Source organism: Paraburkholderia sp. RL17-337-BIB-A, assembly GCF_046025895.1.
GTDB classification, from domain to species: Bacteria; Pseudomonadota; Gammaproteobacteria; order Burkholderiales; family Burkholderiaceae; genus Paraburkholderia; species Paraburkholderia fungorum_C.
The window spans coordinates 1,253,292-1,269,584 of sequence record NZ_JARESY010000001.1 but is presented as its reverse complement, the minus strand read 5'-3'; the positions used below and the strand labels follow the sequence as shown (position 1 = coordinate 1,269,584).

Below are 16,293 nucleotides of genomic sequence, written 5' to 3'. Positions count from 1 at the left end.
TTGAGAGTCGCTTTGGCTGGGTCAGCGTCGGCTGCGCGCTGCGCGATTCCAACCTGGCTCAGTCGCGCAGTTGATGCGCGTTCACGCCGCGCACAGCTCGCGCACTTCCGCGGCGAAACGCTCGACGGTTACCGGCTGCGTATCCCAGGCGCACATCAGCCGGCAACCGCCCGCGCCGATGAACTCGTAGAATTTCCAGCCGCGCGCGCGCATCGCCTTGGCGGCCTGCGGAGGCAATTGCGCAAAGACCGCGTTCGATTCTCGCGGAAACATGATGCTCACGCCGGGAATTTCCTGCAACCGCGTTTGCAGCAAGTCGGCCATGGCATTCGCATGACGCGCGTTGCGCAGCCAGACGTCGTTGTCCAGCAGACCGAGCCACGGCGCGGAGATGAAGCGCATTTTCGAGGCCAGTTGGCCGGCCTGCTTCAAACGGTAGGCAAAATCGTCGGCGAGCGAGCGGTCGAAAAACACCACGGCTTCGCCGACCGGCAAGCCGTTCTTGGTGCCGCCAAAGCACAACACGTCGACGCCCGCGCGCCATGTGATCTCGGACGGATGCACGTCGAGCGCCGCGACCGCGTTCGCAAACCGCGCGCCGTCCATGTGCACCAACAGACGACGCCGTTTGGCGATCGCCGCGATCGCGCGTACTTCTTCAACGGTGTAGACGGTGCCCACTTCCGTCGATTGGGTCAGCGTGACAACTTTCGCTTTCGGGTAGTGAATATCGGCGCGGCGCGTGACGACCGCTTCGATTGCATCTGGCGTGAGCTTGCCGCCGATGCCTGGCGCCGTCAGCAGCTTCGAGCCGCCGGAGAAGAATTCCGGGCCGCCGCATTCATCCGTTTCGATGTGCGCGAGTTCATGGCAGATCACCGAGTGATACGACTGGCACAGCGACGCCAGCGCCAGCGAATTGGCGGCCGTGCCGTTGAACACAAAAAACACTTCGCAGTCGGTCTGGAACAGGTCCCGCAGACGGTCGCAGACCTGGTTGGTCCAGGAATCGTCGCCGTAGGCCGGTTCGTGGCCGCTGTTGTTGGCGGTGATCAGCGCTTCGAGCGCTTCGGGACAGATACCGGCGTAGTTGTCGGACGCGAAATGTTGCATGGATCGGGGCGCGCCCGGCGACGGGCGCACTGAGATGACGGAAAGCGGTCATTTTAGTGCGCCGGAGGGTTATTTTTGTTTTTCGGTTGTTGGGGGGCGCGGGTTGACCAACGCTGCGCTGGGGAAATGCCCCCCGATATGAGCGCCTCGCCGATCCTCTGCCGTTGAAGACGGCGCTGCGCACGCTGCCGACAGACCTGCTCAAGCCGCTGGAAAAATCACTGACTGAAAGCCGTCAGTTGCAGCCGCAATCAGGCATGCGGCGATGTCCACGCGGCAGGCGCGCCACGATGATCAGGCCGATTGCGCCCAGTACCAACGCCCCGGCCGCCAGCGACAGCGCCGGCGAAAAGGAGCCGGTATGTTCGGCGATCGGCGCGGCCACCAATGGACCCACGATCTGCCCGATGCCGTACGCCGCGGTTGCATAACCCATCAGGCCGGCCGCAGCGTCGCCACGCAGGCGCCGGGCTTCGCGCATCGCGAACAAGGTGATTGCAGTGAATGGCAGACCGATCAGGATGCTGCCGAGCGCAAAGCCGCCCGCTGTCGGCCAGACGATGCCGAGCGCAATCCCTGCAGCTTGCAGCACGTAACAACCGGCGAGCAGCGAGCGGTTGTCCCAATGCATCGGCAGGCGTGCCGCGAGCAACGCGCCGACGACCAGGGCCGCGCCGAACATCGGCCAGAACAGATCGGGCCAGAACGAGCCCGGCAGCGCGTGGCGCGCGATCACCGGCAGGAACGTCGCAGTGATGATGTAGCCGAAGCCGGGCACGCCGTAGAGCAGGATCAACCAGAAGGAGTCGGCGCGGTGGGAGGGGTGGCTTTGGTTCGCGGCGGGGCCTTGGTCTGTGAGGGTGCGTTGGTCTGTGGGAGTGCCTTGGCCCGTGGCGATGCCTTGGCCTGTGGCAGTGCCTTGGGCCGTGGCAGTGCCTTGCGCCGTGGCAGTGCCTTGGCCTGTGGCAGTGCCTTGGCCTGTGGCAGTGCCTTGGCCCGTGGCAGAGCCTTGGCCCGTGGCAGAGCCTTGGCCCGTGGCAGAGCCTTGGCCCGTGGCAGAGCCTTGGCCTGTGGCAGAGCCTTGGCCCGTGGCGATGCCTTGGCTTACCGCGGGGCGTTGGCTCGCATGAACGGCGGTATTTACCCCGCCCGCAGAGAGCGCCACGCCTCCTGAGGCTGCATCGTTCACCCCCCTGAACACGGGCCAAACCACGATCGAAAGCACCGCTGAGACAAGTCCGAAGCCGATCCACCCGGCTGTCGCGCCGTAGCTGCCCGCGGCGCTGACCAGCAAGCCCGTCCCGACGATGCCCACGCCCGGCCCCGTATAGATCACCCCGGCCCAACCGTGCGCGCCAAGTTCGGCGAGCCGCCGCAGGCCCCACTGCGAGGCGAACACGAAGGTCCAGGCGCTGACCGCGCCAGCCACAAATCGCACGACAGCCCACACCCAGAATTGGCTGGTTACACCCATCGCCAGCGTCAGCAAGACCGTCACGACAAGCCCTGTCCGCACCATGCGCGCCGGCTCGACCCGCAGGGCCGCGCAAGCGACCGCACCAACGAAATAACCGGCGTAGTTAAACGACGCGAGCCAGCCGCCGTGCTGGATATCGATCTGCGGCTGACCGAATTGGCTGCCGTGAAGCATCAGCGGCAGGAGCGGCGTGAACGCAAAACGCCCAATGCCGAGCACCACGGCCAAGGTAATCATGCAGGCAAGCGCCGCGCGGCGGGCGGCATGACGTTCGACAACCACGTCGTACGCTGGGGAAGCGAGATCATTCATGAACAGGCAGCCAATAGATTCGAGCCGGCGGTCACCGGACGCTTCAATCCATATTAGCTTGACCTTTCGATCACGAAAAATGAATAATTAGGATACCAACCATCGCCAGGAGAGAATCATGGATCTGGCCGCCTTGACCATTTTTCGGGCTGTCGTGCGCGAAAATGGCGTGACGCGCGCCGCTGCCAAGCTCAATCGCGTGCAATCGAACGTCACCACGCGGATCAAGCAACTCGAGGAACAACTGGGCACCGACCTGTTCATCCGCGACGGCCGGCGTCTCGTTTTGACGCCGGCTGGCGAGACGTTGCTGCCCTACGCCGAACGTCTGCTCGCGCTCGCCGACGAGGCGCGCCATGCGGTGCGCGAGGATCGTCCGAGTGGGCGCTTGCGTTTGGGCGCGATGGAAAGCGTCGCGGCGACGCGTCTGCCCGGATTGCTCGCGCGTTATCACCAGCAGTGGCCGGATGTCGCACTGGAACTGGAAACCGGCACGACCGGCAAGCTAATCGAACGTGTCCGCGAATTCGAAATAGATGCGGCCCTGGTGGCCACGCCGCCGGATCCTGCCGCGCTCGGCGACCTGTTCGAGACGGTGCCGGTTTTTCGCGAAGAGCTGGTGATGCTGTCGCCGCGTGGCCATCAGCCGATTCGCGAAGTGCGGGATATCGCGCTATCGACGCTGATCGCGTTCGAGCGCGGGTGTGTTTACCGGGCGTACGTCGAGAAGTGGTATCTGGAACATGGCGTGAGGCCGGCTCGCGTGCTGGAGCTGGGCTCTTACCATGCGATTGTGGCGTGCGTAGCGGCTGGCGCCGGGGTGGCGGTGGCGCCCAGGTCAGTGCTGGATTTGCAGGGCGACGCCAGCAATATCGCCGTTCACGAGCTTCACGATATTGGAGAAATTGAAACGCTTCTGGTCTGGCGGCGGGGGCATTTTTCGTCCGCGCTGAATGCGCTGCGGCAAACGCTGGTGTCAGAAGAGGCTGCGATGGATGCACCTGCCGTTGCAACGACGGCGGCTGCTTGACAGTTTGGCCGCGCGGGACGCGCTCATGTCACTGGCGCCCCGCGTAGCCTGATCAAACCCGAATCAAAGCTGGGCTTCGACCCAACCCTTCACGCCGGCCAGCGCCGCCGGCAGATTCGCCGGCTCGGTGCCGCCTGCTTGCGCCATATCCGGCCGCCCGCCGCCCTTGCCACCGACTTGCTGCGCCACGAAGTTGACCAGTTCACCCGCCTTCACCTTCTTGCTGGCATCTGCCGTCACACCTGCAATCAGACTCACCTTGCCGCCTTCGACCGAGGCCAGCACGATCGCCGCGCTCTTCAGCTTGTCCTTCAGCTTGTCGACCGTTTCGCGCAGCGTTTTCACGTCCGCGCCCTCAAGCGTTGCAGCCAGCACATGCACGCCGGCCACTTCGATTGCCTGACCGGCAAGCTCATCGCCCTGGCTCGACGCCATCTTCGACTTCAACGCGCTCAGTTCCTTTTCCAGCGACTTCACCTGATCCTGCACCTGCACGATCCGCTGTGTCAGTTCCGACGGCTGCGCCTTCAACACGGCCGCAGCGGCATTGATCCGCGCGTCGAGATCCTGCACGAAGCGCACGGCGTTATCGCCCGTGATTGCTTCCACGCGACGGATGCCGGCAGCCACACCGCCTTCCATCACGATCTTGAACAGGCCAATGTCGCCCGTGCGATGCACGTGCGTACCGCCGCACAGCTCGCGCGAGAAACCGAGGTCGAGCACGCGCACTTCGTCGCCATACTTTTCGCCGAACAGCGCCATCGCGCCGCCCTTCACCGCTTCGTCGAACGGCATGACCTTCACAATGCCCGGTGCGTTCGCCAGCACTTCCGCATTGACGATCGCTTCGACCTGGCGGATCTGCTCGTCGGTCATCGGCGCGTTGTGCGCGAAGTCGAAACGGGTCTTGTCCGCATCGACCAGCGAACCCTTCTGCTGCACGTGCGAACCGAGCACTTCGCGCAGTGCCTTGTGCATCAGGTGAGTCGCCGAGTGATTGCGCTCGGTGCGAGCACGCCGCACCGCGTCGATTTCCGCCTTCACGACGTCGCCGACTTTCAGCGTGCCCTGCTCGAGGGTACCGTGATGGCCGACCACGTCCGCCTGCACCTTCAGCGTGTCGGTGACCGCAAAGCGCACGCTCGCGTTAGCCAGCAAGCCCTGGTCGCCCACCTGGCCGCCTGACTCCGCGTAGAACGGCGTGTGATCGAGCACGACGACAGCTTGCTGGCCGTGCTTCACTTCCTTCACCGAGGCGCCGTCGACATACAGCGCGATTACTTTCGCGTCGTCGAAGATGATTTCTTCGTAGCCGTGGAACGTGGTCTTCGCGCCCGAGTATTCGAGGCCTTGTGCCATCTTGAACTTGCCCGCCGCGCGAGCCTGCTCGCGCTGACGCGCCATGGCTTCGTCGAAAGCCGCTTCGTCGACCGTCACTTCGCGCTCGCGGCACACGTCTGCCGTCAGATCGAGCGGGAAGCCGTAGGTGTCGTGCAGCTTGAATGCGAGTTCGCCGTCGAGGGTCTTGCCACCCTTCGCGTCCAGATCGGCCAGCGCGCTTTCCAGAATCGACATGCCGTGCTCGATGGTCTCGAAGAAGCGCTCTTCTTCCTGACGCAGCACGTCGGTCACGCGTTGCTCCGCGTCCTTCAGTTCCGGATAGGCGCCGCCCATTTGCGCGACGAGGTCCGGCACCATGCGGTGGAAGAACGAACCCTTCTTGCCCAGCTTGTAGCCATGACGGATCGCGCGGCGCACGATACGGCGCAGCACATAGCCGCGGCCTTCGTTGCCCGGAATCACGCCGTCGACGATCAGGAACGAGCACGCGCGAATGTGGTCGGCGATCACCTTCAGCGAGTTGTTGGTCAGATCGGTCACGCCGGTTTCGCGGCCCGCGGCCTTGATAAGCGCCTGGAAGAGGTCGATCTCGTAGTTGCTGTGCACGTGCTGCAGAACCGCGGCGATGCGCTCCAGACCCATGCCCGTGTCGACACACTGCTTGGGCAGCGGCGTCAGGGTGCCTTGCGCGTCGCGGCTAAACTGCATGAACACGAGATTCCAGATCTCGATGTAGCGGTCGCCGTCTTCTTCAGGCGATCCCGGAGGGCCGCCCCAGACGTCCGGGCCGTGGTCGTAGAAGATTTCCGAGCACGGGCCGCACGGGCCGACGTCGGCCATCTGCCAGAAGTTGTCTGACGCGTAGCGCGCGCCCTTGTTGTCGCCGATGCGGATGATCCGCTCGACCGGCACGCCCACTTCCTTCGCCCAGATGTCGTGCGCTTCGTCGTCTTCGTGATAGACGGTGACCCACAGCTTGTCTTTGGGCAACTGGTACACGCCCGTCAGCAACTCCCACGCGTAGTGGATTGCGTCGCGCTTGAAGTAGTCGCCGAACGAGAAGTTGCCCAGCATTTCAAAGAACGTGTGGTGACGCGCGGTGTAGCCGACGTTTTCCAGATCGTTGTGCTTGCCGCCGGCGCGCACGCTGCGCTGCGCGGTTGTGGCGCGCGAATAAGGACGCGATTCCGCGCCGAGGAACACATCTTTGAACTGCACCATCCCCGAATTGGTGAAGAGCAGTGTCGGGTCGTTGCCGGGCACAAGGCTCGACGAGCGAACGATCGTGTGGCCCTTCGATTCGAAGAACTTGAGGAATTTCTCGCGGATTTCGGCGGCTTTCATAGCGTGCGGGGGACGGTCCTGGCTGTTTCCGGCGGCATCATGGGATGCGCCAACTGTTTGTTTCTTAAACGACTGATTATACGGGATCGGCGCCCGTGCGCGGCAGCGCCCCCGCCTGGTTGACCATTCGGCCAGGTTTGGCCGGGTAGCGCGCGGCATGGTCAAGGCGCGCCGCGCGTCCTATGCCATTCGGCTGACTGCGCCGGCGCGCGGGAATCGCTTAAGATTGCCCCCATCCGCGGCGACATGCGCGCCGTTTCACACAAATCTTGCATGGGACCAGAGTAAGCGCTGAAGCGCTAACTCTGGTCGACAAAGGAGACATTGAAAAATATGGGCGCTCTCAGTCATATCCGCGTGCTGGATCTCACACGCGTGCTCGCCGGCCCTTGGTGCGCGCAGACGTTGGCCGATTTCGGCGCCGACGTCATCAAGATCGAACGCCCCGAAGTCGGCGACGACACCCGCCACTGGGGGCCGCCGTACCTGAAAACACCGGAAGGCGCCGACACGCGCGAAGCCGCCTATTACCTCGCGGCGAACCGCAACAAGCGCTCGGTCACCGTCGATATCGCTTCGCCCGAAGGCCAGCGGATCATCCGCGAACTGGCCGCCCAAAGCGACGTGGTGCTGGAAAATTACAAGGTCGGGCAGTTGCAGAAGTACGGCCTCGATTACGCGTCGCTCAAGGAAGTGAAGCCGGATCTGATCTACTGCTCGGTGACCGGCTTCGGGCAAACCGGCCCGTATGCGCAGCGGGCTGGCTACGATTTCATCGTGCAAGGCATCGGCGGTTTCATGAGCATCACCGGCGAGCGCGACGGCCAGCCGGGCGGCGGTCCGCAGAAAGCGGGCGTGGCGATTGCCGATCTGATGACCGGCATGTATTCGACCATCGCCGTGCTCACAGCGCTCACGCACCGCGACCGCACGGGCGAAGGCCAGTACATCGACATGGCGCTGCTGGACGTACAGGTCGCCATGCTGGCCAACATGAATTCGAACTACCTGGCGAGCGGCCAGCCGCCGGTGCGCTGGGGCAATGCGCATCCGAATATCGTGCCCTATCAGACCTTCCAGACGAGCGACGGCTGGATCATCGTCGCGGTCGGCAACGACGGCCAGTTCCGCAAATTCGTCGAGGCAGGCGGCCGCCCCGAACTGGCCAACGACGCGCGATTCGCAACCAACCCCGCTCGCGTGCGCCATCGCGACACGCTCGTGCCGATCCTTGCCGACATGGTGCGCCTGCAGGGCAAGCAGCAATGGATCGCCGCACTGGAAGCGGCCGGCGTGCCGTGCGGGCCGATCAACGATCTGGGTGAAGTATTTGAAAACGAGCAGGTGGTGGCGCGCGGCATGCGGGTTGATCTGCCGCATCCGTCGGGCGGCACGGTCAAGCTGGTGCGCAATCCGATCAATATGACCGGCACGCCGCCCGAAGCGCTGTCCCATCCGCCGACGCTCGGCGAGCACACGCATAGCATCTTGCGCGATGTGCTCGGTTATGACGAGGCGCGGATCGCGGCGTTGCGGGACCAATCGGTGATTTGAGGCCGGTGCGGGCGGCGCCGGTTTTCAGTGACGCCGGCGACAACGCGGCCCATGGCGATGGCGCACTTCGGTTTCCGAAATCCGTTGAGCGCCGAATCGGCGCAAATAGCAGCTCAGCGCCCCTCGCCCAATGAAGCCAGCCAGCTCCGCCCTTCGTCCCAATCGCCGAGGCCGCTGTCGGCATTGATATGGCCGCGCGGCCCGAGATCGATCCAGCGGCTGCCCCACGCGTGCGCGCACGTTTGCGAGAACGGCCCGCTGCCGTATAGATCGTCGTTGCTCGCCACGACGATGCTCGCGAACGGCAAGCGCGTAAGCGGCACTGGCGCGAAACCGCTGGCGTCGTGTGGAAAATGCGGCCCGGAAGGATCGGGCACGGCCACCAGAAGTGCGCCCACTACCTTCGCAAGCTGGGTCGCGCTTGCATACTGCGTCGCCCAGAACGCGGCCGTCAGACAGCCGAGGCTGTGTGCGGCGAACACGACTGGCGAGTCGGCGGCGGCCACCGCGGCGTCAAGCGTGCGGCACCACGCGTCGCGCGCCGGATGGTCCCAGTCCGACATCCGCACGCGCACGAAGGAAGGATCGAGCGCTTCCCAGCGCGTCTGCCAGTGACCTGCGCCGGAGTTCTGATAGCCCGGCAGCACGAGTACGTTTGGTTTTTGTCCGCTCATCGCGCGCCCCTTTGTAGTTCGTTTCTCAAGTGCACTTCGCAAGTGCGTTTTGCAAGTGCGCCTCGCAAGCGCGCTGTAGTATGTCTGCGCAGTTTGCTTCTGCAAAGCCTTGCTCCGCCCGGCCGAAGCCGCGCTTCAATGCATCGCTTGCCCCACGCCGTACGGATCAGCCGCCCTTTCGCGCGTCGTACCTTCGGCGTGAATCACCTGCACATCGCCGTTGAACGCTGCCCTAAGCGTTGCGTTGCTTCACCCCGCCGAAGCTGCGCTTAATGCATCACGCGCGCCACGCCCACACCGCGCGGATCGGCCGCCGGTTCGGGCGTCATGCCTTCAACGCGAATCATCTGCACGTCGCCGTTGAACGACTGTCCTTCCAGCGTGTAGCCCTTGGCTTTCAACTCGTCCGCCAGCTCACCCGTAATCGGATGATACGGCTCAAAATAAATGGTCTTCGGCGGCAGTAATTGATGATGGAACCGCATCGCGGCCAGAGCGTCGGTAGGCGTCATATTGAAGTCGTACAGGTCGGTCATCACCTGGAAGATCGACGTCAGGATTCGCGAGCCGCCAGGCGTGCCGATCACGAGCGACACCTTGTTGTCTTTCAACAGGATGGTCGGCGTCATCGACGAAAGCGGCCGGCGTCCCGGCGCCACCGTGTTCAGGTCGTCAGCCGTTGCGCCCTGTACGCTGGCGGCACTGGGCCTGGTCACGAAGTCGTCCATCGCATCGTTGAGCACGAAGCCCGCGCCGTCCACCACCACGCCGGAACCGAACGACCCATTCAGCGTGTAGGTATTCGACACCGCATTACCCCACTTGTCGACCACCGAAAAATGCGTGGTTTGCGCTTTTTCCGGCAGCACGTCGCCAAGGCCGCCTTTGACGGGCGTGGCGCCCGGCACTGCGTCGGGCTTCACTTCGTCGGCGCGCTGTGCGAGGTAAGCGTCGTCAGTCAGTTTGTCGACCGGCACCTTGTAGGAATCGGGATCGCCCATGTATTGCTGACGATCGGCGAACACGCGGTCTTCGATCTGCGCGATCAGATGGATATAGGGCGCGGAGTTCAGTTCGAGGCCGTCGAACGCCGGCTTCAGATCGGCTTTCATCTTCAGCATCTGGATCAGCCCGATGCCGCCCGAGCTCGGCGGCGGCGCGGTCACGATCTTGTAGCCATTCCAGTCGGCGGAGAGCGGCTGGCGCCAGACGGCCTTGTATTGAATCAGGTCCGGCTTCGTGACCAGACCGTGGCCGTACATCTGCTGGGCAATGAGGTCGGCGGTTTGGCCTTCGTAGAACTCGCGGCCGCCGTCGCTGGCAATGCGCGAGAGGGTTTGCGCGAGTTCCGGTTGACGGTACATCACGCCCGCTTTCAGATTGGAAAAGTAGGCGTCGAAGTTGGTCTTGCCGGCGAAATTCTTCGCCGCCGCGTCGTGGCGCTGCTGCAACCATGGCTCGACCTGGAAGCCGTCGGTGGCGTAACGGATCGCCGGCGCCAGCACCTGCTTCCACTTCAGCTTGCCGAAGCGCTGCTGCGCTTCCCACATGCCCTCAACGGTGCCCGGCACAGCCACCGCGCGATGGCCGACGACGCTCATGCCAGGTATGAGGCTGCCTTTATCGTCGAGATACATATCGCGGGTCGCCTGTTGCGGCGCCCGCTCGCGGTAGTCGAGAAAGTACGGCTTGCCGTCCATGAACACCGTCATGAAGCCGCCGCCGCCGAGGTTCCCCGCGTCCGGATAGGTCACGGCCAGCGTGAAGGCGATCGCCACCGCGGCGTCCACCGCATTGCCCCCCGCGGCGAAGATCTGCTGCGCGGTGTCGGCGCTGTAGCGATCCGGCACGGCCACGGCCGACGCGTCCAGCACGGCCTTGGGCGGGGGCGTTTTCGCCAGCGCGGGAGCCGGCACGACCAAACTGCCGGTGAATGCGGCGAACACGGCCGCAACCGTCACGATTCGGGCGAAAGACAAAGAAGCGAAAGGCGCGCGAGGCGCGTCATGTGTCGGGACGGACATCCGAGAAACTCCGGGAACTGGGGGTGCCATGTTGCAGGAACGAAAAGCGTCGGTGCAACATAGCCCAATGGGTGAGGCGGCCTGCGCGAGCGGCCGCGCTGCGGGCGGCTTGCCTGCGACTTGCGCGACAAGGCGAAGGCAGCGCAATCCGAAACAGGTTCAACGGGGCACACGAGTAGGCAGCGTGGCCGCCCGGCTTGCGCGGCACGGACGGACGCACAGCGGCGCCGGAAAAAATCAATGGGCGAACATACTGGCCGTGCGCGGCGTGAAGAATGCGCCGCCCGCATCGTCGCGCGGCGGGCGAAGCCGTCGCCGCTCGCATCCTAAGTCGCGGGCCCATGCGCCAACAAAACGTTTTACCTCCTGTTACAGCGCCTTAAATGCGGCTTGCAGGATTCCACCCGTCCCCAAAAAACGCGCCAAACCGCTCAAACGTTGGCTGCGCGCCGCACTCACCTGCCGCGAGCGAACGTGTCAGGTAGAATTGTCGGATAAGTGGGCGCATTGCGCACCCCCGACAGACTTTCACCTTCTCGCATGAATACCGAACGCAACGACGCGCCAGCGGCATCCAATTTCATCCGCAACATCATTGACGACGACAACCGCACCGGCAAGTGGGGCGAGCGTGTCGAAACGCGCTTTCCGCCTGAGCCGAACGGCTACCTGCACATCGGTCACGCCAAGAGCATCTGCCTGAACTTCGGCGTGGCGCGCAGCTACGGCGGCGTGTGCCATCTGCGCTTCGACGATACCAATCCGGAAAAGGAAAGCGTCGAGTACGTCGACTCGATCATCGACTCCGTGCGCTGGCTCGGTTTCGAATGGGAAAAAGACGGCAAGGAACAGCTCTACTTCGCGAGCGACTACTACGGCAAGCTGTACGAGTTCGCCGAACTGCTGATCGAACGCGGCAAGGCCTATGTGGACAGCCAGTCGGCTGAAGAAATGCGCGCGAACCGCGGCTCGGCCTCTGAAGTCGGCACGCCGTCGCGCTTCCGCGAACGTTCGGTGCAGGAAAACCTGGACCTGTTCCGCCGCATGAAAGCCGGCGAGTTCAAGGAAGGCGAGCACGTGCTGCGCGCGAAGATCGACATGTCGTCGCCGAACTTCAACATGCGCGATCCGGTCATCTACCGGATCCGCTTTGCGCACCACTACCGCACCGGCGACACCTGGTGCGTGTACCCGATGTACGACTACACACACTGCATCTCGGACGCGTTGGAAAACATCACGCATTCGCTCTGCACGCTCGAGTTCGAAGATCACCGTCCGCTATACGACTGGATTCTGAATGAGCTGGCCGAAGCCGGGATTTTCACGCGCCCGCTGCCGCAGCAAATCGAGTTTTCGCGTCTGAACCTGACCTATGCGATCACCAGCAAGCGCAAGCTGCTGCAACTGGTGACCGAAGGACATGTCGAGGGCTGGGACGACCCGCGTATGCCGACTATCGTCGGTGTGCGCCGCCGCGGTTTCACGCCGGAAGCGATCCAGTTGTTCTGCGAGCGCATTGGCGTCACCAAGGTCGATTCGTGGATCGACATGAGCGTGTTCGAAGGCGCGCTGCGCGACGATCTGGACGACAAGGCGCCGCGTATTGCTGCCGTGCTCGATCCAGTCAAGCTGATCATCGACAATTTCCCCGAGGGCGTGACCGAGCCGTGCAATGCGCCGGTCCATCCGCATCATCCGGAAATGGGCGTTCGGGAGTTTCCAATTTCGCGCGAACTGTGGATCGAACGCGACGACTACAACGAAACGCCGCCGAAGGGCTACTTCCGCCTGTTCCCGGGCAACAAGGTGCGCCTGCGCTACGGCTATGTGATCGAGTGCATCGGCGCGGACAAGGACGAGAACGGCAACATCGTCGCAGTCCATTGCAACTACTTCCCGGACAGCAAATCGGGCACCGAAGGCGCGAACACCTATAAGGTCAAGGGCAACATTCACTGGGTCAGCGCGGCCGGCGCGTGCCCGGCCGAAGTGCGCATCTACGACCGTCTGTTCAAGGAACCGCAACCGGACGCCGGTGGCCGCGACTTCCTCGACGCGCTGAATCCGGATTCGAAGCGCGTGGTCAACGCCTACCTGGAACCGGGCGCGCGCGACACGCTGCCGGAACAGCGCTATCAGTTCGAGCGCCATGGCTATTTCGTCGCCGACCGGGTCGATTCGAAACCGGGTAAGCCTGTATTCAATCGCATCGTCAGTTTGCGCGACAGTTGGGGCAAGCCGGCGTAAGCTGAAGCGGTTCCAGCGCGAAGCGCATCTGAAGTTGAGGTTGCAGTTGAAGTTGAAGTTGAAGTTGAATACGGCGTGCATTTCGTGAGCGGGATGCACGCCGTTTTGTTGCATCATGTTCCATCGATAGTGACAGCGCGGCATGCGTGTACGCGCCAGTCCGGGAGGCCTGATGAAAGTTGCAGCCCGCCGCGGGGCGAGTGTATGGGGCACGGCACGGGGTGTGCGTCACGCGCGTACGGCTCCTGCCCGGCGCACGATTCGCGCCACACGCGTCGCACAAAGCATGCGCGGCGCACTCGCGATGTTGGTCGCGTTCGGCACGGCGTCGCTTGCCTGCCCCGCTCATGCGGATGAACTCACCGGCACGCTGAAGAAAATCCACGACGACGGCGTGGTTGTGCTCGGCGTGCGTGAAGCGTCGATTCCCTTTTCGTACTTCGACGGCACGCGCACGGTGGGCTACTCGCAGACCATCGCGCTGCAGATCGTCGACGAAATCAAGAAAACGCTCGGCCTCCCGCAACTGAAGGTGCACGAAATCACCGTGACCTCGTCGAACCGTACGCCGATGTTGCTGAACAACCAGATCGATCTGGAATGCGGCTCGACCACGCATACGGTGGAACGCGAAAACGTGGCCGCCTTCTCGAACAGCTTCTTCCAGTATGCGGTGCGCATGATCGCGCGCAAGAGCAGCGGTATCACGGATTTTCCGGACCTCGCCGGCAAGACAGTCGTGACCACCGCGGGCACCTCCGACGAGCGCCTGCTGCGCCGCCTGAACACCGAGAAGCACCTGAACATGCGCATCACGAGCGCGCGCGATCACTCTGATGCATTCAGCGCGCTCAAGGACGATCGCGCGGTGGCCTTCGTGATGGACGAGCCGATCGTGTACGGCTTCAAAGCGACCGACCCGCACCCTGAAGACTTCGTGGTAACCGGTACGCCGCTCGACTATGAGGTCTACGCCTGCATGTTCCGCAAAGGCGACGAGCCGTTCCGCACGCTCGTGAACGGGGTGATCGCACGCGGCCAGACTTCCGGCGAGGCGGAGCGTCTATATAAGCAGTGGTTCACGCAGCCGATCCCGCCGCATGGCATCAATCTGAATTTTCCGCTCTCGGAGCAAAACCGTACGCTGTTCGCGCATCCGAACGACCGCGCGCTTGACTGAGCGCGCAGGCAGCCCACGCGAATGCGGGAGGCGGCGCGCCGCGTGCGTGGTTGCAGTTCCGGTTGCAGTTCCGGTTGCAGTTCCGGTTGCAGTTGCAGTTGCGGTTGCAGTTGCGGTTGCAGTTGCGGTTGCAGTTGCGGTTGCAGTTGCGGTTGCAGTTGCGGTTGCAGTTGCGGTTGCAGTTGCGGTTGCAGTCGCGGTTGCCGCCACAGCCAAAACGACAAGCCCACCGCTATAGCGTTCGATGCAGCTCCACCAGCGAAAGCGTGGTCTGAAAAAGCCGTGTCAGACTGCGGCTCGCGTACCGTTCGACTTCGTCCGGCGCGGTCCAGCGATAGGCGTCCATTTCGGGAATCAGCGTGCCGTCAGAGCGGCGCGGAAACAGCGACGTGCACGTGCACGAACTCAAATCGAGTTCGTCGGCCGTGGCGCGCGCCGCGAACAGATGCAGATCCTTGTCGCGCCGGTAGACGAACAGGCCGAGATCCTTCAGACGCCCGGCCTCGATCGCGATACCGGTCTCCTCGACCATCTCGCGCAGCGCCGTGACGTGCGGCGCCTCGCCCTCTTCGCCGTGCCCTTTCGGAACGTCCCAGTGAGACGTCTCGGTAGCATGCGCGAGCAGCACCCGACCGTCCGGGTCGAGCAGTACGATGCCGCACGAAACGACTCGCGCGATCATCGCCGCAACGCGCCGCAAAGACGCAAGGCTTCACGCTGCGCCACCAGCAAGCCGACACGCGTCGTCATAGCGGCCCGCATGCTCAGTGCTTTTTCTGCAATTGCCAGTTACCGCTGGCCTGTTTGCAAAACTGCGGGCGCAGGTTCATCGACTGCCCTTTCGCATTCAGGACGACACCGACGTCGCGGCAGGTGCGCTCGCCGTCCTTTGCGGTACTGGCGATGGTGATCGTCGCGTCGATCCTGACGCTGTTGCCGGTGCCTTCGTTGACCCAGCTGGTGCTTTCGCCGTCCTGCTTGTCATTCAGGGCGGCGAAGACGGCTTTCTTGACCGAATCGACGTCGCGTTGCTTCATGTAGCTGATCGGCGTGTCGTTCAGAAAACCGAGGTTGGCCGCTTGTGCGCCCATCGCGCCGCCAAGCAGCAGGCCACCAACGGTCAGGTGAAACAGGGCACGGGTTCGCGTCGACATGAAGGGTTCTCCTCGAAGAGTAGTTCGGCGGTCTCGAGCGCGCTCACGGCAGCTCGTGATCTGGACCCCAAAAGCATAGCATGTCGCCCTCGGCGCGGCCGCCTGGATGTGCGCCTTGCAGCGCTCGCCGCCGTTTGCAGCCACCAACGGTCGCATGGTCTGGACGACTGGACACGAAAGGCTGCGCGGAATTTTAGGACGCGTCTCATATCTTGTTATGAAACGTCTTCTTAAGATAGGTCCGTTGCGCTGCCGCGCTTACCAAGCTTCAAACGTCGCCTCATGGACATCTCGTTTGCTCTAGAAAGCTTCGCCGTCGCGCTCGCGCTCTTTTGCGTCGCGCTGGTGCCGTTCGCCATCGGTCGCGATCCCGGTCTTGCGCGGCGCATCGTGCAAATGGACAACCTCCCACGCGCACGCTGGCCAAATCTGCTGACACGCGTCGGCATTGCATGCGTCCTGATGTCGTTCGCATTGCTGCTAGCCGGCTGCTATTACCTCCTTGCCGGCGCGGCCAACTGACCAACCCGCGGCGGCGCATGTCGCATCAAGTGCCGTTCTACAAGCCGCAAGGCAACCTGAACGAGCACGCGGGTTACGCGGATGTGGTGCCGGGAGACCAGCACATTGCCGACGTGATCCCGCATCTGCAGAAGAGCCCACAGTGGATGGAACAACATGCTGGTGGTCGTGACATACGACGAAAACGGCGGCTTATGAGATCACCTGGCGCCGCCGACGGCCGGCCGTGGGGATCCGGGCGCGCGGATTCCGGCGCTGATCATCTCGCCAGCCGCGAGGAAGGATGCACGGCCCATACGGCGACACGACGCGTTT

At 63.5% G+C, this 16,293-nt stretch carries 12 protein-coding genes and 1 pseudogene; 6 read left to right on the top strand and 7 right to left on the bottom strand.

Annotated features, from left to right (window positions below; all coding sequences use genetic code 11):
- Positions 1 to 81: 81 nt before the first annotated feature.
- Together P0D84_RS05960 and P0D84_RS05955 are read right to left on the bottom strand one after the other, a co-directional pair.
- Positions 82 to 1,113: a threonine aldolase family protein gene (locus tag P0D84_RS05960; RefSeq protein ID WP_408333492.1), complete on the bottom strand. Its 1,032-nt coding sequence runs from the start codon at positions 1,111 to 1,113 to the stop codon at positions 82 to 84.
- Positions 1,114 to 1,348: 235 nt separating this feature from the next.
- Positions 1,349 to 2,902: a YbfB/YjiJ family MFS transporter gene (locus tag P0D84_RS05955; RefSeq protein WP_408333489.1), complete on the bottom strand. Its 1,554-nt coding sequence runs from the start codon at positions 2,900 to 2,902 to the stop codon at positions 1,349 to 1,351.
- 118 nt (positions 2,903 to 3,020) lie between these two features.
- On the opposite strand from P0D84_RS05955, the gene P0D84_RS05950 reads away from it, so the two are divergent.
- The gene (locus P0D84_RS05950) at positions 3,021 to 3,932 is read left to right on the top strand and encodes a LysR family transcriptional regulator (protein WP_408333486.1); all 912 of its coding nucleotides are present in this window, start codon (positions 3,021 to 3,023) and stop codon (positions 3,930 to 3,932) included.
- 63 nt (positions 3,933 to 3,995) lie between these two features.
- Here P0D84_RS05950 and alaS read toward each other — a convergent pair whose 3' ends face one another.
- The gene (alaS, locus tag P0D84_RS05945; protein ID WP_408333483.1) at positions 3,996 to 6,620 is read right to left on the bottom strand and encodes an alanine--tRNA ligase; all 2,625 of its coding nucleotides are present in this window, start codon (positions 6,618 to 6,620) and stop codon (positions 3,996 to 3,998) included.
- A gap of 333 nt (positions 6,621 to 6,953) precedes the next feature.
- On the opposite strand from alaS, the gene P0D84_RS05940 reads away from it, so the two are divergent.
- Entirely contained in the window at positions 6,954 to 8,174 is a 1,221-nt protein-coding gene (locus P0D84_RS05940) for a CaiB/BaiF CoA transferase family protein (RefSeq protein ID WP_408333480.1), read from the top strand.
- A gap of 113 nt (positions 8,175 to 8,287) precedes the next feature.
- On the opposite strand, the gene P0D84_RS05935 is transcribed toward P0D84_RS05940, so the two are convergent.
- The gene (locus tag P0D84_RS05935) at positions 8,288 to 8,848 is read right to left on the bottom strand and encodes an RBBP9/YdeN family alpha/beta hydrolase (RefSeq protein ID WP_408333477.1); all 561 of its coding nucleotides are present in this window, start codon (positions 8,846 to 8,848) and stop codon (positions 8,288 to 8,290) included.
- A 269-nt stretch (positions 8,849 to 9,117) separates the two neighbouring features.
- Positions 9,118 to 10,872 (bottom strand): gamma-glutamyltransferase, encoded by a 1,755-nt coding sequence (gene ggt / locus P0D84_RS05930; RefSeq protein ID WP_408333474.1) that lies wholly within the window; start codon positions 10,870 to 10,872, stop codon positions 9,118 to 9,120.
- A 540-nt stretch (positions 10,873 to 11,412) separates the two neighbouring features.
- Here ggt and P0D84_RS05925 point away from each other — a divergent pair.
- Positions 11,413 to 13,122, top strand: a complete 1,710-nt coding sequence (locus P0D84_RS05925) for a glutamine--tRNA ligase/YqeY domain fusion protein (RefSeq protein WP_408333471.1) — start codon at positions 11,413 to 11,415, stop codon at positions 13,120 to 13,122.
- A 172-nt stretch (positions 13,123 to 13,294) separates the two neighbouring features.
- A complete protein-coding gene (locus tag P0D84_RS05920) occupies positions 13,295 to 14,302 on the top strand; it encodes a transporter substrate-binding domain-containing protein (protein ID WP_408333468.1) in 1,008 nt (335 codons plus the stop codon).
- Positions 14,303 to 14,534: 232 nt separating this feature from the next.
- On the opposite strand, the gene P0D84_RS05915 is transcribed toward P0D84_RS05920, so the two are convergent.
- Complete coding sequence (locus P0D84_RS05915; protein WP_408333465.1) at positions 14,535 to 14,984, bottom strand: NUDIX hydrolase; 450 nt, start codon at positions 14,982 to 14,984, stop codon at positions 14,535 to 14,537.
- A gap of 82 nt (positions 14,985 to 15,066) precedes the next feature.
- Positions 15,067 to 15,456 carry an RT0821/Lpp0805 family surface protein gene (locus P0D84_RS05910; protein ID WP_408333462.1) on the bottom strand — a complete coding sequence of 130 codons (390 nt, stop codon included), beginning with the start codon at positions 15,454 to 15,456 and terminating at the stop codon, positions 15,067 to 15,069.
- A gap of 282 nt (positions 15,457 to 15,738) precedes the next feature.
- On the opposite strand from P0D84_RS05910, the gene P0D84_RS05905 reads away from it, so the two are divergent.
- Positions 15,739 to 15,978, top strand: coding sequence for a hypothetical protein (locus P0D84_RS05905; protein WP_408333459.1), 240 nt, complete (start codon positions 15,739 to 15,741; stop codon positions 15,976 to 15,978).
- A 29-nt stretch (positions 15,979 to 16,007) separates the two neighbouring features.
- Positions 16,008 to 16,260 (top strand): annotated as a pseudogene (locus P0D84_RS05900) (alkaline phosphatase family protein); the annotation flags it as partial.
- Positions 16,261 to 16,293 lie beyond the last annotated feature (33 nt).